The sequence below is a fragment of the Streptomyces sp. NPDC029044 genome (assembly GCF_040637495.1).
Taxonomy (GTDB): domain Bacteria; phylum Actinomycetota; class Actinomycetes; order Streptomycetales; family Streptomycetaceae; genus Streptomyces.
Genome location: NZ_JBEZWN010000001.1, coordinates 82,716 through 102,910 on the forward strand (window position 1 = coordinate 82,716; position 20,195 = coordinate 102,910).

Consider the following 20,195-nt stretch of genomic DNA (forward strand, 5'->3'; position numbering starts at 1 on the left):
CCGGCGCGTGCGGGGGCGGTGGCCGTCAGCCCGGCTTCCGGGCGACGGCGAACACCCGGCGGAACGGGAACGGCGTGCCGTGCGGGCCGGCCGGGTACGCCTCGCGCAGGGCCTCCCGGTACTCGGCGACGAAGTCCTCCCGCGCCTCGGGCTCGTCGGCGAGGGCGGTCAGCACGGGCCGCAGTCCGGTCCCCTTCACCCAGTCGAGCACCGGGTCCTCGCCCTGGAGCAGGTGGATGTACGTCGTCTCCCACACGTCGGCCGCGCAGCCGAGGGACGTCAGCCGCTCCAGGTAGGCCTCGGGATCGAGGACGGCGTCGGCGTGGCGCAGGACGCCGTCGAGCCGGTCGCGCCAACGCGGCAAGGCGGCGATGTCGCGCATGAGCCGGTGGCTGGGGGCGTCGAAGTTGCCCGGCACCTGGAAGGCGAGGGTGCCGCCGGGCTTCAGACCGGCCGTCCAGTCGGCGAACCGTTCGGCGTGCCCCGGCACCCATTGCAGCGTGGCGTTGCTGACGATCAGGTCGTACGGCTCGTCCGGCGTCCACGTCCGTACGTCGGCGTGGCCGAAGTCGAGACGCCCGCCGTGCGAGGTCGGCCCCTCATGCTCGACGTGCGCCTTGTCGAGCATCTCGGGCGAGTTGTCGTAGCCGGTGATCAGGGCGGTGGGCCAGCGGGCGGCGAGCAGTGCGGTGACGTTGCCGGGGCCGCAGCCGAGGTCGGCGATGCGGGGCGCGCCGCCGGGCAGCTCGGGGACGCGGGCGAGGAGGTCGGCGAAGGGGCGCGCACGGTGACCGGCGTGCCGGAGGTACTGGGCGGGGTCCCAGGTGGGGGCGGCTGCGGGCATGGGTCCTCCTGGTGTCCTGGGGGTGGCCGAACGGGGCGCGTACCCAGCGTGATCGAGCAGCTATCTCGATGTCAAGAAACTAGACATCAAGAGACTCTACGTCGACACAACCACTACACTGATCGTCATGGAGGACGAGGTCGATCGGCTGGTCGCAGCGTGGCGCCGGGAGCGCCCGGACCTCGACGTGGAACCGCTGGAGGTACTCAGCCGGGTGAGCAGACTGGCCCGGCATCTCGACCGGGCCCGGCGGCTGGCCTTCGCGGAGCACAACCTGGAGCCGTGGGAGTTCGACGTCCTGACGGCGCTGCGCCGCGCGGGCACGCCGTACCAGCTCTCGCCGGGACAGCTCCTCACCCAGACCCTGGTGACGTCGGGCACGATGACGAACCGCATCGACCGCCTGGCCAAGAAGGGCCTGGTGGAGCGGCTTCCCGACCCCAGTGACCGCCGAGGCGTCCTGGTCCGGCTGACGGACGAGGGCCGGGACCGCGCGGACCAGGCCCTGGCGGGTCTGCTGGACCAGGAGCGCGCGATCCTCGCGGAACTCTCCCGGGCCCAGCGCGGCGAACTGGCGGGGCTGCTACGCCAGCTGACCGCCCCGTTCGACAACATCCCCGGCTAGGTCCGCGGGCCCGACCCCGGCCCGCCGCGCCAGGGCGACGGCGGCGAGGGTGGAGTGGACGCCGAGCTTGCCGAGGACGTTCTGCATGTGCGTCCGCACGGTGTGCGGCGACAGGTACAGGCGCTCGGCGACGGCCTTGCGCCCCAGCCCCGCCACCATGCACCGCAGCACTTCCCGCTCACGCGGAGTGAGGGACTCCACGAGCCGCTCGCTCTCGGTGCGGTGCTTGCGGGCGGCGGTGAGCTCTCGCAGGACGCCCGTCAGCAGGGCGGGAGGCAGATGGGTCTCCTCCCGCAGCACACCCCGGATGACCGTGAGCAGCCGGGACAGCGAACAGTCCTTGGCGACCCACCCCGAGGCGCCGGCCTGTAGGGCGAGCGCTGCCCGCCGCGGATCGTCCTTCTCCGCGAGCACGACGATCCGTACGTTCGGCTGCGCCGAGCGCACGCCCGTGACGAGGGAGATCCCGTCGACGAGCCCGTCCTCGTTGCCCTCCTGCACGGGTACGGCCGGGCGGGCGCCCGGCACCTTGCCGCCCAGATCGGCGTCCACGAGCAGCACGTCGAAGCGCCGCCCCTCGGCGACCGCGCGCTCCAGACTGCGCAGCGCGGCCGGACCGCTGCCGGCCGCCGAGACGTCGACATCGGGCTCGGCGGCCAGAGCCGCCGCGAGTGACTCCGCGAAGATGCGATGGTCGTCGACGACCAGGACTCGGATGCGAACCACGAAACCCCCTTCCCCGAGCTCCCGAAGAGCAGGGGCTACCCCATCACCGGAGGATGACACCGCGCGGGTACGACGCCGGAGTGTCCGGATCTGCCGCGCCGACCGTCCGTCGTTGCCGCAGCAGCCTGTTCGGGTCGCCGCAGCCGCACGGCCGCCGCCGTGCAGTAACCGCTACCCCCACCCCGGGCGTCGTACCCGGCTGTCTCGCCCCCTGATCGGCACCGGCCCCCACCGGTGCTGTTCATCAGGGTACGGACGGGGGCCCGGAGCGGAAGGTTATTTGCAGAACTGACTGTCCGACGCGTTTATGGTGTGCCGCATGTTCCGTCTTGAGACAGAAGTCGACAAGGCCCGACGTGATCTGCTCCGCACACGCCTGCGGGACACGAACACAGCCGCCTCTCCGGTCCTGCGCGCCCTGCGCGGGACTCCGGACGAAAGGGACACCCCCTTGCATGTGTGGGCTGTGAACGACGGCGACGACGACCTCGCCGGCGGCCTGGTCGGCCACACCTGGGCGACCTGGCTCCACGTGACGTACCTCTGGGTCGACGAACGCCATCGCGGCAGGGGGCTGGGTGCGCAGTTGCTCGCGCAGGCGGAACACATCGCGACAGCGTCCCGCGGCTGCCGCGCGGCCCGCCTGGAAACCTGGGACTTCCAGGCCCCGAGGTTCTACGAGAAGCAGGGGTACGAGGTGGTGAGCGTGATCCCGGACTATCCGCCGGGGATCACGGAGTACGCGTTGGTGAAGAGGCTGGGCTGATCTGCGGGGCCGAAGCCCTCCATGACGCACCGCCATAGCCCACCGATAGCGTTGGTTCGCTTGAGTTATCCCCCCACACATGATCAACGGGAGACACAGTGAACCGCCCCGCTCGGCTCGTGACAGCCGCGCTCACCGCATCCGCGGCCCTTCTGCTGACCGCCTGTGGTTCGGGGGGAGGTGACGGTTCGTCGTCGTCCGACAAGATCGCCGGAGCGGATTCGGGCGACAAGGCCTCTGCTTCGCCTTCGGCTTCGGCTTCGGCGTCCGCGGACGGGATCGACCGGCCGGAGATCAAGCTGCCCTCGGATATGAAGCTGGTGTTCGAGGGCCGGCAGACCGGGGACGCCGTCAAGGACGCGATTCTGGCGGACAACGAACGGGCCGTCAGCACGGTGTGGCAGGCCGTGGCGTCCGGCGATCTGAAGAAGTCGGGCATGGGCTTCTACTACACGGATGCCGCGCTGAGGGGCGTCTACAACTACGCGAAGGACAACAACGCCAGGAAGACCAGCTGGGCAGGAACCCTGCGCTACTTCGATCGCCAGGTGACGGTGTTCGACAAGACCTCTGCGGCGCTGACGTACTGCGTGGACGAGAGCGAAGCGAACGTCAAGGACCTGAAGACGAAGAAGGTTCAGGTGGTCGAGACCTCGCCCGACAGCTACGTGTACTACAACACCGGCGTGAAGAAGGACAAGCAAGGCGTCTGGCAGATCTGGAGCCTGCACGAGGACCGCGGTTCTCAGAGGTGCCAGCCGTGAACCAGCGCGTGGCGCTCGGGGCCCTGACCGCCGCGATGCTCTTCGGAGGAGACGTCTGGTGACGCCTCAGGACCCATGCTGGAGTCGCGCGTCAGCTTCAACGTGAAGGGCAGCGCCCCCTCGAAGGACAGTGGCGCGATCACGTCCACCGCCGTGGACTGGGAACCGCCGGCCTGCTGGTACGAGCCCTACTGGAAGGCCAAGGACTTCAAGACCTACACCGCGGCCAATTGGTCGATCTACGACTCGGTCGGTGGTGCGCCTGCGGGGGTCGCGGACGACAAGGCGCGCTACAAGGGGGCCGCCCCTACAAGAACTTCAACGTCGACAAGAACGACGAGGGCATGTGGTGGGTCGCCGTCAAGAATCCGAAGATGGAGGACGACCCCGCCGCCGGAAACTGTAAGCGCGACCCCTTCTGGGTCGACACCGGTGATGACCCCGGCGTCCCGCAGGCCATCGACACCGAGACTCTCGCCGGGCTCGCGCACCAGCGCACCGTCGTGCCGCCGACCAGGATCTCCCTGGCACCGAACGCCCGGTCGACGATGAACGCACCCACCTGGGTCTGGCTGGACAAGGGCGCCTTCAAGCCCGTCTCCGTCACGGCGAGTCTGCCCGGCACCGGACTGTGGGCGACGACGACGGCTCCATCGGAGAGCCGTACGCCCGGGGCAAGGGAGAGCTGACGCCTCCGTGCGGCGTGCGGTACCTGCGCTCGTCGGGAGACGGCACCTACGGCCTGGAGGCGACTCTCACCTGGGAGATCACCTGGGAAGGCGCGGGCGGCACGGGCGGGGACCTGCCCGACGGCACGTTCGCCACCACCACCCGGGTGCCGGTCCAGGAGATCCAGTCCGTCAATCGCTGACCGGGGCGCGCGGTGAGAGCGGCGCCCCCGCAGGGCGAGGGTGCCGCTTTCGGCGGGGCCGTCAGCGGAGGCGGCGGGCTCCTGCCGACGGGACCGCTTCGAAGACGCGGGGCGTCGTGAAGCCCGCCGCCGCGAACGCCTCCGTCACCGCCTTGGTGATGGAGTCGACGTCCGGCTCCTCCGCGAGGACGATCGCCGAGCCGCCGAAGCCGCCGCCCGTCATGCGCGAGCCCAGGGCGCCGGAGGCCAGGGCCGTGTCGACGACCAGGTCCAGTTCCGGGCAGGAGATGCGGAAGTCGTCGCGGAGGGAGGCGTGGCCCTCGACGAGGACCGGGCCGATCGCGCGGGTCTCGCCCGACTCCAGGAGAGCCACGACCCGTTCGACGCGTTCGTTCTCCGTGACGATGTGGCGGACCAGGCGGCGGACCTCCTCGTCGTCGCCCAGGCGGGCGAGCGCCGCGTCCAGGCCGGAGTAGGGGACGTCCCGGAGCGCGTTGACCCCCAGCAGGTCGGCGCCCTTCTCGCAGCCGGCCCGGCGCTTGCCGTACTCGCCCTCGCTGTGGGAGTGCTTGACCTGGGTGTCCACCACGAGGAGGCGCATGCCTTCCGCCGCCAGGTCGAAGGGGATCTGCTTCTGGGAGAGGTCACGCGTGTCGAGGAACAGGGCGTGGCCGGCCTCGCAGCAGGCCGACGCGGTCTGGTCCATGATGCCGACGGGGGCGCCGACGTAGACGTTCTCCGCGCGCTGGCACAGGCGGGCCAGCTGCCAGCCGCGCAGGCCGAGGGAGAACAGGTCGTTCAGGGCCAGGGCGACGACGACTTCCAGGGCCGCCGACGACGACAGGCCCGCGCCCGAGGGGACCGTGGAGGCGAGGTGGATGTCCGCGCCCGTGACGGCGTGGCCGGCCTCACGCAGGGCCCAGACCACGCCCGCCGGGTACGCCGTCCAGTTCTTGTCCGACCCGGGGGACAGGTCGTCGAGGCGGAGCTCGGCCACTCCTCCCTCCACGTCCTGCGAGTGCAGGCGCAGCACGCCGTCCGCACGGCGTGCCACCGCCGCCACCGCCGTGTGCGGCAGGGCGAACGGCATGACGAAGCCGTCGTTGTAGTCCGTGTGCTCGCCGATGAGGTTGACGCGGCCCGGCGCCGCCCACACACCGTCCGGTTCGGCTCCGTACAGCTCGCCGAACCGTGCGGCGACCGTCTCCGCCACAGCCTCGCTCATGCCTGACCCCTGACCCTTCCGTGCCTTCTAGTTGCCGCGCCGCTGCGCGAAGTCCCACGCGTCCGCGACGATTCCCGCGAGGTCCGCGCGGGACGGGTTCCAGCCCAGCTTCTCGCGGGCCGTGGCGGCCGAGGCCACCAGGACCGCCGGGTCGCCGCCCCGGCGCGGGGCGACCACCTCCGGGATCGGGTGGCCGGTGACCGTGCGGACCGTTTCGATGACCTCGCGGACCGAGAAGCCGTTGCCGTTGCCGAGGTTGCAGATCAGGTGCTCACCGGGAGCGGCCGCCGTCAGGGCCAGCAGGTGGGCCTCGGCCAGGTCCGCGACGTGGATGTAGTCGCGCACGCACGTGCCGTCCGGCGTCGGGTAGTCGTCGCCGAAGACGGAGATCGCCTCGCGCCTGCCCTGCGCGACCTGGAGGACCAGCGGGATCAGGTGGGACTCGGGGTCGTGGCGCTCGCCGTAGGCCCCGTAGGCGCCCGCGACGTTGAAGTAGCGCAGGGAGACCGCGCCCAGGCCGTGCGCGGCGGCCTCGCCCGTGATCATGTGGTCGACCGCGAGCTTGGAGGCGCCGTAGGGGTTCGTCGGGGACGTGGGCGCCGACTCGACGATGGGGACCTGTTCGGGCTCCCCGTACGTCGCCGCCGTGGAGGAGAAGACCAGCCTGCGGACGTCCGCCTCGCGCATCGCGGCCAGCAGCGCCATGGTGCCGCCGACGTTGTTGTCCCAGTACTTTTCGGGCTTCACGACCGACTCGCCGACCTGTGAGAACGCCGCGAAGTGGAGCACGCCGTCGAAGGAGGGGTCCAGCCATTTGGCGGCGTCGCGGATGTCGCCCTCGACGAACGACGCGCCCGCCGGGACGCCCTCGCGGAAGCCCGTGGAGAGGTTGTCGAGGACGACGACCTCGTGACCGGCCTCCAGCAGGTGCTGGGCGACCACGCTGCCGACGTATCCCGCGCCGCCCGTCACCAGGTACTTCCCGCTCATGAACTCGCTACCTCTCGCAGTCGCTCGGCCGCGCGCTCCGGCGGCACGTCGTTGATGAACACGTTCATGCCGGACTCGGAACCCGCGAGAAACTTCAGCTTGCCGGAAGTGCGGCGGATGGTGAAAAGCTCGAGGTGGAGCGCGAAGTCCTCACGCACGACCCCGTCGAACTCCTCCAGCGCGCCGAACGGGGCCTGGTGCCAGGCCGCGATGTACGGCGTCGGGGGTTCACTCTCACCGAAGATCCGGTCGAAGCGCCTCAAGAGTTCCAGATAGACCTTGGGGAACTCTGTGCGCGCGCCCTCGTCCAGCCCGAGCAGGTCGGGCACGCGACGCTTGGGGTACAGGTGGACCTCGTACGGCCAGTGCGCCGCGTACGGCACGAAGGCCACCCAGTGTTCACCCTCCAGGACGACGCGCTCACCGGCGAGTTCACGCTCCAGGACGGCGTCGAAGAGGTTCTCCCCGCCGGTCATCTCCTTGTGCGCCGCGGCCGAGCGGAGCATCAGGGCGGTGCGGGGGGTGGTGAAGGGGTAGGCGTAGATCTGGCCGTGCGGGTGCCCGAGGGTCACGCCGATCTCGGCGCCCCGGTTCTCGAAGCAGAACACCTGCTCGACGGCGGGGAGGTGGGACAGCTCGGAGGTGCGGTCCGTCCACGCCTCCAGGACCAGAGCGGCCTGCTCCTCGGTGAGGTCGGCGAAGGACGCGTCGTGGTCGGAGGTGAAGCAGACGACCTCGCAGCGGCCCGAGTCACCGGCGAGCGAGGGGAAGCGGTTCTCGAAGACGACGACGTCGTAGGACGAGTCCGGGATCTCGCTCAGGCGGTCGCCCTCGGAGGGGCACAGCGGGCACTCGTCGGCCGGGGGGTGGTAGGTGCGGCCCTGGCGGTGCGAGGCGATGGCGACGGAGTCACCGAGGAGGGGGTCGCGGCGGATCTCGGACGTGGTGACGGTGCGGTCCAGCGGGCGTCGGTCGGTGGCGTCCCGCACGCTGTCGTCACGCAGGTCGTAGTAGATGAGCTCGCGACCGTCGGCCAGCCGGGTCGAGGTCTTCTTCACGCCGGACTCCTTGTCCTTCAAACAGAACCCAACATATCAAAACACAACTCACCACAATCGTCAACATCACAATCAAACAAAGAACATCAGCGGGCGTGTTCAATTACTGAATGCGGAGAAGTGGATTCCGCGAGGTGTCAGTTCCCGCAACAAAGCGAGGGCTCATGCAAACCCCCACCTATCTGTCGGCCGAGCTGCGACTCCCCACGAACTGGCTCGACTACACGATCCTCGGCATCTACTTCGTCGTCGTCCTCGGCATCGGCTTCGCCGCCCGCCGCTCGGTGAAGACCAGCCTCGACTTCTTCCTCTCCGGCCGTTCCCTGCCCGCCTGGGTGACCGGTCTCGCGTTCATCGCGGCCAACCTGGGGGCCACCGAGATCCTCGGCATGGCCGCCAACAGCGCCCAGTACGGCGTCTACACCACACACTGGTACTGGATCGGCGCCATCCCGGCCATGGTCTTCCTCGGCCTGGTGATGATGCCCTTCTACTACGGCTCCAAGGTGCGCTCGGTCCCCGAGTTCCTGCTGCTGCGCTTCGACAAGGCGGCGCATCTGCTCAGCTCGGTCCTCTTCGCCTTCGCCGCGATCCTCATCGCCGGCGTCAACCTCTACGCCCTGGCCATCGTCGTCGAGGCGCTGCTGGGCTGGCCGGAGTGGGTGGCGATCGTGGTCGCCGGGTTCTTCGTCCTGGCGTACATCACGCTCGGCGGCCTGTCCTCGGCGATCTACAACGAGGTCCTCCAGTTCTTCGTGATCCTGGCGGCGCTCATCCCCATCTCCGTCCTCGGCCTGAAGAAGGTCGGCGGCTGGGACGGCCTGTCCGACTCCCTCACCGAGAGCCGCGGCGCCGACTTCATGACGTCCTGGGGCGGCACGGGCATCGGCAGCGACAACCCGCTCGGCGCGAACTGGCTGACGATCGTCCTGGGCCTCGGGTTCGTCCTCTCCTTCGGCTACTGGACGACGAACTTCGCCGAGGTGCAGCGCGCGCTGTCCGCGAAGAACCTCTCGGCGGCCCAGCGCACCCCGCTCATCGCCGCGTTCCCGAAGATCTTCATCGTGTTCCTGGTGATGATCCCGGGTCTGGTCGCCGCCGTCCTGGTCCCGAAGATCGGCACCTCCGGCTCCGACCTCCAGTACAACGACGCCATCCCGTACCTGATGGAGCAGTTGCTGCCGAACGGCGTGCTGGGCATCGCCGTCACCGGCCTGCTCGCGGCGTTCATGGCGGGCATGGCGGCGAACGTGTCGTCCTTCAACACCGTGTTCACGACGGACATCTGGGCCAAGTACGTCGTCAAGGGCCGGGAGGACGAGTACTACGTGCGCTTCGGCCGGCTCATCACGGCGATCGGCGTCCTCGCCTCCATCGGCACGGCGTTCCTCGCGCGGTCCTTCTCGAACATCATGGCCTACCTCCAGACGTTGTTCTCCTTCTTCAACGTGCCGATGTTCGTCGTCTTCATCATCGGCATGTTCTGGAAGCGGGCGTCGATGAAATCCGGCTTCTGGGGACTGCTCGCGGGCACCACCGCCGCGATGGTCAACTACTTCGTCCTCTACAAGCAGGACATCATCGACATCCCCTCCGACCAGGGGGCCAACTTCGTCTCCGCGATCGCGGGGTTCGTCGCGGGCGCGGTGGTGATGGTGGCGGTGTCGCTGTTCACCGCGCCGAAGCCGGTGGAGGAGTTGCAGGGACTGGTCTACGGCACGACCTCGCCGGGCATGGCGGAGCCGCCGGCGCCCGGGGACGAGGCCTGGTACCGCAAGCCGGCGCTGCTCGGCTGGGGCGCGATCGTCCTGGCAGCGGCCTGCTACATCCCGTTCTCGTTCTGACCGAGGGAGGATCGACAGATGTCCGAGCACTACTCCGACCGGGATGTGCAGCGGGAAGTCACCGACTTGGAGGGCAAGTCGGCGACCGCCGCGAGGCTGTTCGACATCCGGCGGATCATCGGCGGACTGTTCGTGGTCTACGGCGTCATCGTCACCATCGCCGGGTTCACGGCGTCCGACGCCGACCTCGACAAGGCGGAGGGGGTCAACATCAACCTGTGGACCGGGCTGGGAATGCTGCTGCTGGGCTTGTTCTTCCTGGTGTGGCTGAAGCTGCGGCCCGCGGCCCCGGCCCCTCCGGGGGTTGAGCCGGAGGACGACGAGCGGGTGGAGTGACCCGGGCCCGCCGTTGCCCAGGCCGGGTGGGTCCGCAGCCCGGCGTGGCGGGGTGCCGCCTGCGCCCACCCTCCCCCAAGCTCTCGGCTTCGCTCGAGCATGGGGCCCCATCGCCCCCAGCGGCACGCATGCCCGCAGGCTGAGCGGACTCGCACCCGCCGTCGTACGCAAGGGGACGTGTCGGGGGGTGTCCGCCCGCAGCGGTTGGCGCGTCAACGCCAGTGAGTCGGTATGACACCCCATCGCGCCGTTCCGAGGACGGACACCCCCCGGCGCGGCCCCGACCCACCACCCGGCGTCAGGCGAAGCGGGCGCGCACCCCCACCACCGATCAGACGGCTCACGGCTCCCGGGACACCGGCCCCGCCCGGTCCAGCAACCCCGTCCGCGCCGCCAGCGCCGCCGCCTCCAGGCGCGACCCCACGCCCAGTTTCATCAGCACCCGCTGGACGTGCGTACGCGCCGTCGACGGTGCGATGCCCATGCCCGCCGCGATCAGGCGGGTGTCCTCGCCGTCCGCGACGCGGACCAGGACCTCGACCTCCCGCGGCGTGAGCATGGACAGCAACCGCTGGCCCTCGTCGTCCGGTTGGGCCGCCGGGTTGAGCAACTCGCCGAACGCTCCTTGCAGCAGCTGCGGCGCCACCGCCGCCTCCCCCGCCCGCGCCTTCATGATCGCCCGCTCGACACCCTCTATGCGCTCATCGTGCCGGACATAACCGGAGGCCCCCGCCGCGAAGGCCGCCGCGATGCCCCGCGGGCTCGGCACCGGCCCCAGCACCAGCACCGCGACCTGCGGACGCTCCCGCTTGATCCGCACCACCGGGTCGAAGATCCCCGGCTCCGCCGGCGCCGCCGTCCCCAGCAGGCACACCTCCGGCGCCCGCGTGATCACCAGCTCCGCCGCCCCCGCGGCCGGCGCCGCCGCGGCGAGCACCCGGTGCCCCCGCAGCTTCAGCGCCGAAGCCAGCGCCTCGGCCAGCAATCGGTGGTCGTCGACCACCATGAGCCGCACTCCCATCGAGCAACCCCCCAGTCACCCCAGCCCCCCATGGAAGCCCCCCGGCTCCCCCGCCTTCATGCCCCCGGAAGCTACACGCTTGTTCGACGTTGCGCTCCCCCTACCGGCGAGAATCGCCCCGGATCGCCGAAATACCCCTCACTCCGGGTTGACCGCGCCAAACGCGAACGGTCCCGCCCCTGAACAGGGACGGGACCGAAAGGAACATCAGCCGATCACCGGACGATCAGCTCGTTCCGAAGCCGACCGCCAGGTACTCCTTGTCCCTCACCGTCGACCGCTTGCTCGCGTACACCTTGGACATGAAGAGGTGCCCATCGGCGTACAGGAACTCGGAGTACTCCGGCGACATGCTGGTCTCCACGTCGCGCACGGCGTCCGTCGCGGGGTTCTGGAGCAGCGTCGTCTCCTTGAAGGCGGTGCCGGAGATGCTCACGACCTGTCCGCCCTTGTCGTACGGGGGACGCTTGTACGCGATCAGGTTGCCGCCGTCCATGCGCAGCGGCGAGATCGTGTAGCCGTCGCCCGCGTCGGCCCGCTGCCCGGTCTGCTTGCCGGTGGCGAGGTCGAAGGCGACGATCTCGTTGGTCTGGCTGTACTTGCCGGTGCCGTCGTGCTCCTCGGTCGGCAGGTACAGCCGGTCGTTGCCGACGGCCAGCAGGTTGCACGCCTCGACGCGGGTGATGCCCTCGCAGCGTGCCGCGAACTGCTCGCCCGGCGCGGAGATGCGCGTGCGCAGCTTGCCGGTCTTGCCGTCGATGGAGAAGAAGTCGGAGATGCCGCTGCCGTCCCCCGCGGAGTCGCCGACGTCGGCGGCCACGACCAGCGGGTTGGTCGACACGATGCTGGCGTACTCGATGCCCTCGGTCATCTTGTACTCCGAGATCACCTTCCCGGACTTCGGGTCGATGGTCTGGATGTGCAGCTGCCGCTGGCCGTAGGAGCCGCACTTGCGCACCGCGACCAGCTTGTCGCCGCCGCCGTACCCGGCGTCGTAGCAGGAGTCGGCCGGCTTCGGGCTCCACAGGAGCTTGCCGGAGACGTCGAAGGCGGCGCCGCCGCTGGTGCTGCCGACGGCGACGGTCTTCCCGCTGAGGGTGATGTTGTCGAAGTTGATCAGCTGGTCACCGGTCTTGACCGTCTTGGTCCACAACCTCTTGCCGGCGTCGAGGTCGATGAGCGCGATCTGGCTGCACCCGTGCGAGGGGTCGGCCTTGGTGGGCATCGCCGGCTGGTAGAGGATCGCCGTCAGGTTGTCGTCCGTGACGTGGCGGCTGGCCTGGCAGACCGGACCGTCCAGCGGGATCTTCCACAGCTCGCCGCCCTTGTCGCGGTCGTAGCCGACGATCCGGGCGATGCCGCTCTTGACGTACGCCTTGTCGGTGAGCCACGAGCCGGAGACGACGACCGTGCTGTCGTTCTTCACCTCGGGCGCCGGGACCTGGAAGAGGACCTTGGCGCTGGGGTCGGACGGCGCCTTCTCCTTGCCGGCGGTGGTGCCGCCGTTGCCGTCGTCCGTGCCGCCGGTGCCGCCGCTGGAGGAAGCGGTGTCGTCCTTCTTGCCGTCGTCCTTGCCGGACGAGGCGTACCAGACACCGCCGCCGATGATCAGGGCGATCGCCACGACCGCGGCGACGATGATCAGCATCTGCGCGTTGAGCTTCTTGCCGCCGCCCGGCTGACCGGCCTGCGGCGGGTGCGGCATGGTCTGCTGCGGATAGCCGTAACCGGGCTGCTGCCCGTACCCCGGCTGCCCGAAGCCCGGCTGCCCGTACCCCGGCTGCCCGTAAGGCGCCTGCTGCGGCTGCCCGTACGGCCCCGGCTGCTGACCGGGATAGCCGTATCCGGGCGGGGTCTGCGGGGTCTGCGGGGGCTGCGGGGTCTGGGGCGCCGGAGCCCCCTGCGGATACCCGTAACCCGCCGGAGGCTGGGGCGGGTTCTGCGGGGCGGCCGGCGGAGGCGTCTGCGGCGCCTGGGGGTAGCCGTACCCCGGCTGCGGGGTCTTGCCGAGGTCCGGCCCGGCCGCGGGCGGCGGGGTCTGCGGCGGCTGGTCCTGGGGCGGCCCGAAACCGCCCCCCTGCGGGGGCTGCTGGGGCGGCGGGGGCGGCGGCTGGGTCATGGCGTGGGTACCTCGGGAAAGGGGACGGACGACTGGCGGAGTGCGGAAGGAGGCTGTGGAAGGGGAAGAGTCACTTGCCGTAGGCGAGCATCAACTTCTCCTTCGTGTCGTCGTTTCCGCTCAGCCGGGTCGTCGAGATGTAGAAACGCCCGTCGGCCCAGTCGATGTCCTTGGAGAAGAAGCTGTCCTCGATGTCCGCGGCACCCTGCGGGTTCTGGAGCAGCTTGGTCGGCTTGTGGCTGCTGCCGCCGGTCGGGATGGACACGATCTGCCCGCCCGCGTCGTACGACGGCTCCACATAGGCGATGAGCTTGCCGCCCTCGGTCTTGATCGGCAGCATCGACTCGTCGGAGGGCGACTTCACCCGCCACTTCTCCTTGCCGTTGGCCAGGTTGACCGCGACGATCTCGTTGGCGCCGGAGGTGGCCTCGGTCGGCAGGTACAGCGTGGTGTCGTCGACGGCGACGCCCTCGCAGCCCGTGAGGTCGCGTTCGAGGATGGCCCAGCCGCACTCGGGGGCGAAGTCCTCGTCGAAGCCGACCTGCGAACGGAACTTGCCGCCGGAGGTGAAGGTGGAGATGTTCCAGGCCTTCTTGTCCTCGTTGGTGCTGTAGACGACCAGCGGGCTCACCGAGTAGGTGCGCGCGACCCGCCAGCCCTTGTCGAACGGCTGGGTCCACCTGGCCTTGCCGGTCTTCGGGTCCAGCTCCTGGATCTCGTCGTGCTCCTTGTCGCTGCCGGCGCCGCAGGAGGAGACGGCGATCAGCTTCTGGCCACCGGCGAACGCGGCGGGGAAGCAGGCGTTGCCGTACTTCTTCTTGTCGAAGAGCTTGTCGCCGTTGGTGACGTCGTAGGCCGTGCCGGACTGGGAGCGGCCCACCATCAGCGTCTTGCCGGTGATGGACAGTTCGACGGAGAGCGTGGAGTCGAACAGGGCGCCGTCGGCGACCTGTTCCTTCCAGCCCTTCTCGCCGGTGACGAGGTCGATCTCCTGGAGCTGGTTGCACTTGGCGCGGTCGCTGCTGCCGCTCATGTACGCGACGACGATCTTGTCGTCGGACGTCTTCTGCGGAGTCGTCGCGCAGATCTTCTGCGGGAAGGTGATCGCGTCCCAGGCCGGCTTGCCGTCGCCGACGTTGTAGCCGGACAGCTGCTTGTAGGCGGCCTTCACCGCGGTCTTGCCGGTGATCCACATGCCGTCGGCGTCGGCGCCGGAACCGGGGGCGTCGGGCGCCTCCTTGTACCAGAGGACCTTGGCCTCGCCGGCCTGGCGGCCCGCGTTGAGGTCCTCGGGGTCCTCGCCGCCGTCGCCGCTGCCGTCACCGGGGTTGACCGGGGCGGAGGTGCCGGGCTTGGCGTCGTCGGTCTTCTGTGCGACGGGCTTCTTCTTGCCCTTGTCGTCGTCGCCGGTGACGGCCCACACCGTGCCGCCGACCACGAGCAGCGCGGCGACCGCGGCACCGATGATCAGGGCGGGCTTGCCCTTGAAGAAGTTGTTCGAGCCGCCCCCGGGCGGGGTGCCGGGCGCGCCGGGGTACTGCGGCTGCGGCGGGTAGCCGTACCCGGGCTGGCCGTACGGGCCCGGCTGCTGCGGCTGGCCGTACGGGCCGGAGTTGTACGGGCCGGGCTGGCCGTACGGACCGGGCTGCTGCGGAGCCTGCTGCGGGTAACCGTAGCCCGGCTGCGGCGGGCCCTGCGGGGGCGGCGGCGTCTGGGGCGGGCCCTGGGGCGGCGGCGGGGTCTGCGGCGCTCCGTAACCACCGCCCTGCGGCGGCTGGTTCTGCGGTGCTCCGAACCCACCGTGCGGTGGCTGACTGGGCGGCTGAGTCATCAGCGGCTCCCCCGTTCGATCACTGATTTTTAGCCACGCCCTGAGGTACGCGATGGGCTCAGAGTCGCTTCATAAAGTTCTAAGACGCCTCTTTCTATCACCAGGTTCCGACAGCACAGCGGGCCGATCACCCCCTGTTCCCAAGGGAGGACCGGCCCGTGATGCCCTCGTTATGCGCCTTCACGCACCCTTCACGCGTCCTCGGCCAGTTCCAGCCAGCGCATCTCCAGCTCCTCGCGCTGACCGGCCAACTCCCGCAACTCTGCGTCCAGTTCGGCCACCTTCGCGAAGTCCGTGGCGTTTTCAGCGATTTGGGAGTGGAGCTTGGTCTCCTTCTCGGAGACCTTGTCGAGCTGCCGCTCGATCTTCTGGAGCTCCTTCTTGGCGGCGCGCTGGTCGGCCGCGCTCTTCTCCGGGGCGGCGGACTGCTGCTGCGCGGCGGCGGGGGCCGAGGCGGCCGCGGCCTCCTCCATGCGCTGCCTGCGCTCCAGGTACTCGTCGATGCCGCGCGGCAGCATCCGCAGGGCGCCGTCACCGAGCAGCGCGAAGACGCGGTCGGTGGTGCGCTCGATGAAGAACCGGTCGTGGGAGATGACGATCATCGAGCCGGGCCAGCCGTCGAGGACGTCCTCCAGCTGCGTCAGCGTCTCGATGTCGAGGTCGTTGGTGGGCTCGTCGAGGAAGAGGACGTTGGGCTCGTCCATGAGCAGGCGCAGCAGCTGGAGCCGGCGGCGCTCACCGCCGGACAGGTCGCCGACGGGGGTCCACTGCTTCTCCTTGCCGAAGCCGAACGTCTCGCACAGCTGCCCGGCGGTCATCTCGCGTCCCTTGCCGAGGTCGACGCGCTCGCGCACCTGCTGCACGGCTTCGAGCACGCGCGTGGCCGGGTCGAGTTCGGCGACCTCCTGGGAGAGGTAGGCCAGCTTCACCGTCTTGCCGACGCGGACGCGCCCGCCGACGGGCTGGGTCTCGCCGTCGGACCGGGCGGCCTCGGCCATGGCCCGCAGCAGGGACGTCTTCCCGGCGCCGTTGACCCCGACGAGGCCGATCCGGTCGCCGGGTCCGAGCTGCCAGGTGACGTGCTTGAGGAGGACCTTGGGGCCCGCCTGGACGGTGATGTCCTCCAGGTCGAACACGGTCTTGCCGAGCCGGGTGGAGGCGAACTTCATCAGCTCGCTGCTGTCCCGGGGCGGCGGCACGTCCGCGATGAGCTCGTTGGCCGCCTCGACGCGAAAGCGCGGCTTGGACGTCCGGGCGGGCGCCCCGCGGCGTAGCCAGGCCAGCTCCTTGCGGACGAGGTTCTGCCGCTTGGCCTCCTCGGTGGCGGCGATGCGCTCGCGCTCGGCCCGGGCGAAGACGTAGTCGGAGTAGCCGCCCTCGTACTCGTAGACGTCTCCGCGCTGGACGTCCCACATGCGCGTGCACACCTGGTCCAGGAACCACCGGTCGTGGGTGACGCACACCAGCGCCGACCTGCGGTTCTGCAGATGCCGGGCGAGCCAGGCGATGCCCTCGACGTCGAGGTGGTTGGTGGGCTCGTCCAGGACGAGCAGGTCCTGCTCCTCGATGAGGAGCTTGGCCAGTGCGATCCGGCGGCGCTCACCGCCGGAGAGCGGGCCGATGACGGTGTCCAGGCCCTTGGGGAAGCCCGGCAGGTCGAGCCCGCCGAACAGGCCGGTCAGCACGTCCCTGACCTTGGCGTCGCCGGCCCACTCGTGGTCGGCCATGTCGCCGATGACCTCGTGGCGGACGGTGGCCCCGGGGTCGAGGGAGTCGTGCTGGGTGAGTACGCCGAGGCGCAGCCCGCCCGAGTGCGTGACGCGCCCGGTGTCGGCGTCCTCCTGCTTGGCGAGCATGCGGATGAGCGTGGTCTTGCCGTCGCCGTTGCGGCCCACGACACCGATGCGCTCCCCTTCGGAGACGCCGAGGGAGACGCCGTCGAGCAGGGCGCGGGTGCCGTACACCTTGCTGACGTTCTCGACATTGACCAGGTTGACGGCCATTACTCTCCTGCCAAGGGGGATGGATCGACCCTCCAGGGTAGTCGCGCGCGGGGGTGCTCCGGCCGGGCGGTCAGCCGCCGTCCGCCTGCTCCCGGCGGCGCTGGTAGCGCCACACGTCCATCAGCCGCTCGTCGTACGGCAGCTCCGGGTCGACGGGCCCGATCCGGTGCTCGGCCTCCACGCAACGCGGATCGTCGCGGTAGGCCAGACCGGACACGGCGTCGATGCGGATCTCCTGACGCTCGTCATGGGTCAGGGCGTCCAGTGCGTCCCCCACCTCGGGCTCACTCCCCCGGTAGTGCCCGAGCCAACGGCAGGCGGCCTCGCGCACGCCGGGGTCCTCGTCACCGGCGAGCGTGAGCACCACGGCGAGGCTCTCGGGGCGGACCTGCGAGCGGCCGTCCTCGGAGCGCTCCAGGGTGTCCGGCACCAGGGCGCGCACCCTCGGGTCCGGGTGGGTGAGGTGCGACAGTCCCACGGCCTCGATCTCGGGGGCGGTGTCGTGCGTCATCGCGTTCAGGAGGGCGGCCAGTACCTCCGGGTCCTCCTCCTGTCCGGCCCAGGGCACCAGCTCCCTGCCCCGCTCCCAGAACGGGTGGCTGTCCTGCGCGGCATCGCCGAGGACCAAGAACATCAGGATCTCCGCGGCGAGCAGGCGGTGCAGCCGGTCGGGGTGGTTGAGGAGGCCCTTGGTCCACTGCCAGGTCTCCTCGTCCAGGCGGCGGCCGAGGGTGAACACCACGTCCGACCAGACGACGTGGTCCCGGTCGGGGTGGGCGAGGGCGCGCGCGACCAGTTCGTCGAAGGGGGTGCGGACGCCGTAAAGGACCTCCATGGACGTGAGGATGGCCCGGTGCTCGTCGCGCACGGTCACGGGGCCGAGCGTGAGCTGCTCGCACCACCAGCCGATCTCGTCGTCCACGACCCGGATCCGCTCGACGGGCCCGGTGAGGCCGGTGATGCGGCGCAGCTCGGCCTCGGCACCCGCCTCGGCCCAGCGGCGGGCCCGGGACAGCATCTCGGCGCGGGCCCGTACCGGGAGCGGGATCCGACCGGTGGCGAGCGCGTGGACCAGGAGGTGCGCCCCGCCGTCCACGGCCCGTGTCAGCGGCGTGCTTCCGTCGGGCAGCGGGTGCAGGGGGTCGGCGCCGGCTTGCAGCAGCGCGTCGGCGACGTCCGTGTCGTACGCCGCCACGGACAGGCAGAGGACCGGCAGACCGGCCGCGAGGGTGTCGGGGTCGGCCCCGTCGTCCAGCAGGGCCCGCACCTCGTCCGGGTCTCCGCGCCGCACGGCCTCGACCAGTCGCTCCACGTTCGTGCTCCCCTCGTCGACGACCCGGAGGAGCCTAGACACCCGGCGGCTGCCGGGGCACGTGATCAACCGGCGGCCGCCACCGTCGCGCCGGGCGCCGGGCCCGCTGCCGTGCGCACGGTCCGGCAGGTCCCGGACGACACCAGCGCCTGCGCCACCTCGGCAGCCGACTCCGGGCCGCGGACCAGGAAGGCCGTGGTCGGGCCGGAACCCGAGACGAGCGCGGTGAGGGCGCCGGCGGCCCGGCCCGCGGCCAGGGTGCCGGCGAGTTCGGGGAAGAGGGACAGGGCCGCGGGCTGGAGATCGTTGGAGACGGCCGCGGCGAGCGCGTCCGGGTCGCCCTTGGCGAGCGCGGCGAGGAGTTCGCCGGAGGCGACGGGCTCGGGGATGTCCGTGCCCTCGCCGAGCCGGTCGAACTCACGGAAGACCGCCGGGGTGGACAGGCCCCGCCCGGCCATCGCGAACACCCAGTGGAAGGTGCCGCCGGTCTCCAGGGGTGTCAGCCGCTCGCCCCGTCCGATGCCGAGGGCCGCCCCGCCGACCAGGCTGAACGGCACGTCGCTGCCCAGCTCGGCGCAGATCGCCAGGAGTTCTTCGCGGGAAGCGCCGGTCTCCCACAGGGCGTCGCAGGCCACCAGGGCGCCGGCGCCGTCCGCGCTGCCGCCCGCCATGCCGCCGGCGACGGGGATGTCCTTGGCGATGTGGAGGTGGACGTCGGGGCTGCGGCCGTACCGCTCGGCCAGCGCGATCGCCGCGCGCGCCGCCAGGTTCGTACGGTCCAGGGGGACCTGGTCGGCGTCCGGGCCGTCGCAGGTGACGCGGAGCTCGTCGGCCGGGGTGACGGTGATCTCGTCGTAGAGGCCGACCGCGAGGAAGACGTTGGCGAGGTCGTGGAAGCCGTCGGGGCGGGCGGCGCCGACCGCCAGCTGGACGTTGACCTTGGCCGGGACGCGGACCGTGACGCTCACGCGGTCTCCTTCTCCTGGTGCCGGTTCGCCGCGTGCTCGGCGATCCGCGCGAACTCCTCCACGGTCAGCGACTCGCCCCGGGCCTGCGGCGAGACTCCGGCGGCGACCAGGGCCTCCTCGGCCGCGGCGGCGGACCCGGCCCAGCCGGAGAGCGCGGCCCGCAGCGTCTTGCGGCGCTGGGCGAACGCCGCGTCGACGACGGCGAACACCTCGCGCTTGGAAGCCGTCGTCCTCAGCGGCTCGCTCCGGCGGACCAGCGAGACCAGGCCGCTGTCGACGTTGGGCGCCGGCCAGAACACGTTCCGCCCGATGGCACCCGCGCGCTTGACCTCGGCGTACCAGTTGGCCTTGACCGAGGGGACGCCGTAGACCTTCGAGCCGGGCGGCGCGGCGAGCCGGTCGGCGACCTCCGCCTGGACCATGACGAGGGTGCGCTCGATGGTCGGGAAGGTGTCGAGCATGTGCAGCAGGACCGGGACGGCCACGTTGTAGGGGAGGTTGGCGACCAGTGCGGTCGGGGCCGGGCCGGGCAGGTCGGTGACGTGCATGGCGTCCGAGTGGACCAGGGCGAACCGGTCGGCGCGCTCGGGCATGCGGGCCGTGACGGTCGCGGGCAGCGCACCGGCGAGCACGTCGTCGATCTCCACGGCCGTGACCCGGTCGGCGGCCTCCAGCAGCGCGAGGGTGAGCGACCCGAGCCCGGGGCCGACCTCGACGACCACGTCGTCGGGGCGGACCTGCGCGGTGCGGACGATCCGGCGGACGGTGTTCGCGTCGATCACGAAGTTCTGTCCGCGTTGCTTGGTCGGGCGCACGCCGAGGGCCGCCGCGAGCTCGCGGACGTCGGCGGGGCCCAGAAGGGCGTCGGGGGTGGGGCTGCTGGTCACGGGAC

19 protein-coding genes are annotated in these 20,195 nt (G+C 70.8%); 7 read left to right on the plus strand and 12 right to left on the minus strand.

The genetic code is table 11. The annotated features are described in order from the left end of the window. Positions 1-25: 25 nt before the first annotated feature. Positions 26-844, minus strand: coding sequence for a trans-aconitate 2-methyltransferase (locus AB0E85_RS00360; RefSeq protein WP_361920919.1), 819 nt, complete (start codon positions 842-844; stop codon positions 26-28). Positions 845-971: 127 nt separating this feature from the next. On the opposite strand from AB0E85_RS00360, the gene tamR reads away from it, so the two are divergent. Then, positions 972-1,469 carry a MarR family transcriptional regulator TamR gene (gene tamR, locus AB0E85_RS00365; RefSeq protein WP_184561325.1) on the plus strand — a complete coding sequence of 166 codons (498 nt, stop codon included), beginning with the start codon at positions 972-974 and terminating at the stop codon, positions 1,467-1,469. Here the strand turns inward: tamR and AB0E85_RS00370 are convergent. Next, the gene (locus AB0E85_RS00370; protein ID WP_184561324.1) at positions 1,428-2,195 is read right to left on the minus strand and encodes a response regulator transcription factor; all 768 of its coding nucleotides are present in this window, start codon (positions 2,193-2,195) and stop codon (positions 1,428-1,430) included. The two genes, tamR and AB0E85_RS00370, sit on opposite strands and share 42 nt — an antisense overlap. Before the next feature lie 307 nt (positions 2,196-2,502). Between AB0E85_RS00370 and AB0E85_RS00375 the strand changes: the two genes are divergently transcribed. The 4 genes from AB0E85_RS00375 to AB0E85_RS00390 all read left to right on the plus strand — a co-directional run bounded on the left by AB0E85_RS00375 (position 2,503) and on the right by AB0E85_RS00390 (position 4,596). Next, positions 2,503-2,961, plus strand: coding sequence for an N-acetyltransferase (locus tag AB0E85_RS00375; protein WP_361920921.1), 459 nt, complete (start codon positions 2,503-2,505; stop codon positions 2,959-2,961). A 98-nt stretch (positions 2,962-3,059) separates the two neighbouring features. Beyond that, the gene (locus AB0E85_RS00380; protein WP_361920923.1) at positions 3,060-3,725 is read left to right on the plus strand and encodes a hypothetical protein; all 666 of its coding nucleotides are present in this window, start codon (positions 3,060-3,062) and stop codon (positions 3,723-3,725) included. A gap of 230 nt (positions 3,726-3,955) precedes the next feature. Then, positions 3,956-4,414, plus strand: a complete 459-nt coding sequence (locus AB0E85_RS00385) for a hypothetical protein (RefSeq protein ID WP_361920925.1) — start codon at positions 3,956-3,958, stop codon at positions 4,412-4,414. A 14-nt stretch (positions 4,415-4,428) separates the two neighbouring features. Continuing rightward, positions 4,429-4,596 carry a hypothetical protein gene (locus AB0E85_RS00390; protein WP_361920927.1) on the plus strand — a complete coding sequence of 56 codons (168 nt, stop codon included), beginning with the start codon at positions 4,429-4,431 and terminating at the stop codon, positions 4,594-4,596. 61 nt (positions 4,597-4,657) lie between these two features. On the opposite strand, the gene galK is transcribed toward AB0E85_RS00390, so the two are convergent. The 3 genes from galK to galT are packed head-to-tail and all read right to left on the minus strand — an operon-like array spanning position 4,658 to position 7,869. Next, positions 4,658-5,821 (minus strand): galactokinase, encoded by a 1,164-nt coding sequence (galK, locus tag AB0E85_RS00395; protein ID WP_361920928.1) that lies wholly within the window; start codon positions 5,819-5,821, stop codon positions 4,658-4,660. Between the two features lie 27 nt (positions 5,822-5,848). Next, the gene (galE, locus tag AB0E85_RS00400) at positions 5,849-6,811 is read right to left on the minus strand and encodes a UDP-glucose 4-epimerase GalE (RefSeq protein ID WP_361920929.1); all 963 of its coding nucleotides are present in this window, start codon (positions 6,809-6,811) and stop codon (positions 5,849-5,851) included. Next, complete coding sequence (galT, locus tag AB0E85_RS00405) at positions 6,808-7,869, minus strand: galactose-1-phosphate uridylyltransferase (RefSeq protein ID WP_361920931.1); 1,062 nt, start codon at positions 7,867-7,869, stop codon at positions 6,808-6,810. Before galT ends, galE begins: the two co-directional genes overlap by 4 nt. A 164-nt stretch (positions 7,870-8,033) precedes the next feature. Here galT and AB0E85_RS00410 point away from each other — a divergent pair, with 164 nt between their 5' ends. Both AB0E85_RS00410 and AB0E85_RS00415 read left to right on the plus strand, forming a co-directional pair. Next, positions 8,034-9,713, plus strand: a complete 1,680-nt coding sequence (locus AB0E85_RS00410) for a sodium:solute symporter family protein (protein WP_361920933.1) — start codon at positions 8,034-8,036, stop codon at positions 9,711-9,713. An 18-nt stretch (positions 9,714-9,731) separates the two neighbouring features. After that, positions 9,732-10,049 (plus strand): hypothetical protein, encoded by a 318-nt coding sequence (locus AB0E85_RS00415; protein ID WP_361920935.1) that lies wholly within the window; start codon positions 9,732-9,734, stop codon positions 10,047-10,049. Between the two features lie 340 nt (positions 10,050-10,389). On the opposite strand, the gene AB0E85_RS00420 is transcribed toward AB0E85_RS00415, so the two are convergent. The 7 genes from AB0E85_RS00420 to rsmA form a co-directional block, all read right to left on the minus strand. Beyond that, positions 10,390-11,070 (minus strand): response regulator transcription factor, encoded by a 681-nt coding sequence (locus AB0E85_RS00420; protein WP_361920937.1) that lies wholly within the window; start codon positions 11,068-11,070, stop codon positions 10,390-10,392. A gap of 226 nt (positions 11,071-11,296) precedes the next feature. After that, positions 11,297-13,189: a PQQ-binding-like beta-propeller repeat protein gene (locus AB0E85_RS00425; RefSeq protein WP_361920939.1), complete on the minus strand. Its 1,893-nt coding sequence runs from the start codon at positions 13,187-13,189 to the stop codon at positions 11,297-11,299. 70 nt (positions 13,190-13,259) lie between these two features. Beyond that, positions 13,260-15,020 carry a PQQ-binding-like beta-propeller repeat protein gene (locus AB0E85_RS00430; protein ID WP_361920941.1) on the minus strand — a complete coding sequence of 587 codons (1,761 nt, stop codon included), beginning with the start codon at positions 15,018-15,020 and terminating at the stop codon, positions 13,260-13,262. Positions 15,021-15,211: 191 nt separating this feature from the next. Then, positions 15,212-17,023 carry an ABC-F family ATP-binding cassette domain-containing protein gene (locus AB0E85_RS00435; protein WP_361920943.1) on the minus strand — a complete coding sequence of 604 codons (1,812 nt, stop codon included), beginning with the start codon at positions 17,021-17,023 and terminating at the stop codon, positions 15,212-15,214. A 70-nt stretch (positions 17,024-17,093) separates the two neighbouring features. Beyond that, entirely contained in the window at positions 17,094-18,335 is a 1,242-nt protein-coding gene (locus tag AB0E85_RS00440; RefSeq protein WP_361920945.1) for a HEAT repeat domain-containing protein, read from the minus strand. 65 nt (positions 18,336-18,400) lie between these two features. After that, complete coding sequence (locus AB0E85_RS00445; protein WP_361920947.1) at positions 18,401-19,303, minus strand: 4-(cytidine 5'-diphospho)-2-C-methyl-D-erythritol kinase; 903 nt, start codon at positions 19,301-19,303, stop codon at positions 18,401-18,403. Further along, entirely contained in the window at positions 19,300-20,190 is an 891-nt protein-coding gene (gene rsmA / locus AB0E85_RS00450; protein ID WP_361920949.1) for a 16S rRNA (adenine(1518)-N(6)/adenine(1519)-N(6))-dimethyltransferase RsmA, read from the minus strand. Before rsmA ends, AB0E85_RS00445 begins: the two co-directional genes overlap by 4 nt. Positions 20,191-20,195 lie beyond the last annotated feature (5 nt).

What these genes read in the sequence shown, in the direction of transcription:
- AB0E85_RS00360 (WP_361920919.1), bottom strand. Translation starts at nt 844, where the DNA reads ATGCCCGCAGCCGCCCCCACCTGGGACCCCGCCCAGTACCTCCGGCAC.
- tamR (WP_184561325.1), top strand. Translation starts at nt 972, where the DNA reads ATGGAGGACGAGGTCGATCGGCTGGTCGCAGCGTGGCGCCGGGAGCGC.
- AB0E85_RS00375 (WP_361920921.1), top strand. Translation starts at nt 2,503, where the DNA reads ATGGTGTGCCGCATGTTCCGTCTTGAGACAGAAGTCGACAAGGCCCGA.
- galK (WP_361920928.1), bottom strand. Translation starts at nt 5,821, where the DNA reads ATGAGCGAGGCTGTGGCGGAGACGGTCGCCGCACGGTTCGGCGAGCTG.
- galE (WP_361920929.1), bottom strand. Translation starts at nt 6,811, where the DNA reads ATGAGCGGGAAGTACCTGGTGACGGGCGGCGCGGGATACGTCGGCAGC.
- AB0E85_RS00410 (WP_361920933.1), top strand. Translation starts at nt 8,034, where the DNA reads ATGCAAACCCCCACCTATCTGTCGGCCGAGCTGCGACTCCCCACGAAC.
- AB0E85_RS00415 (WP_361920935.1), top strand. Translation starts at nt 9,732, where the DNA reads ATGTCCGAGCACTACTCCGACCGGGATGTGCAGCGGGAAGTCACCGAC.
- AB0E85_RS00420 (WP_361920937.1), bottom strand. Translation starts at nt 11,070, where the DNA reads ATGGGAGTGCGGCTCATGGTGGTCGACGACCACCGATTGCTGGCCGAG.
- AB0E85_RS00425 (WP_361920939.1), bottom strand. Translation starts at nt 13,189, where the DNA reads ATGACCCAGCCGCCGCCCCCGCCGCCCCAGCAGCCCCCGCAGGGGGGC.
- AB0E85_RS00430 (WP_361920941.1), bottom strand. Translation starts at nt 15,020, where the DNA reads ATGACTCAGCCGCCCAGTCAGCCACCGCACGGTGGGTTCGGAGCACCG.
- AB0E85_RS00435 (WP_361920943.1), bottom strand. Translation starts at nt 17,023, where the DNA reads ATGGCCGTCAACCTGGTCAATGTCGAGAACGTCAGCAAGGTGTACGGC.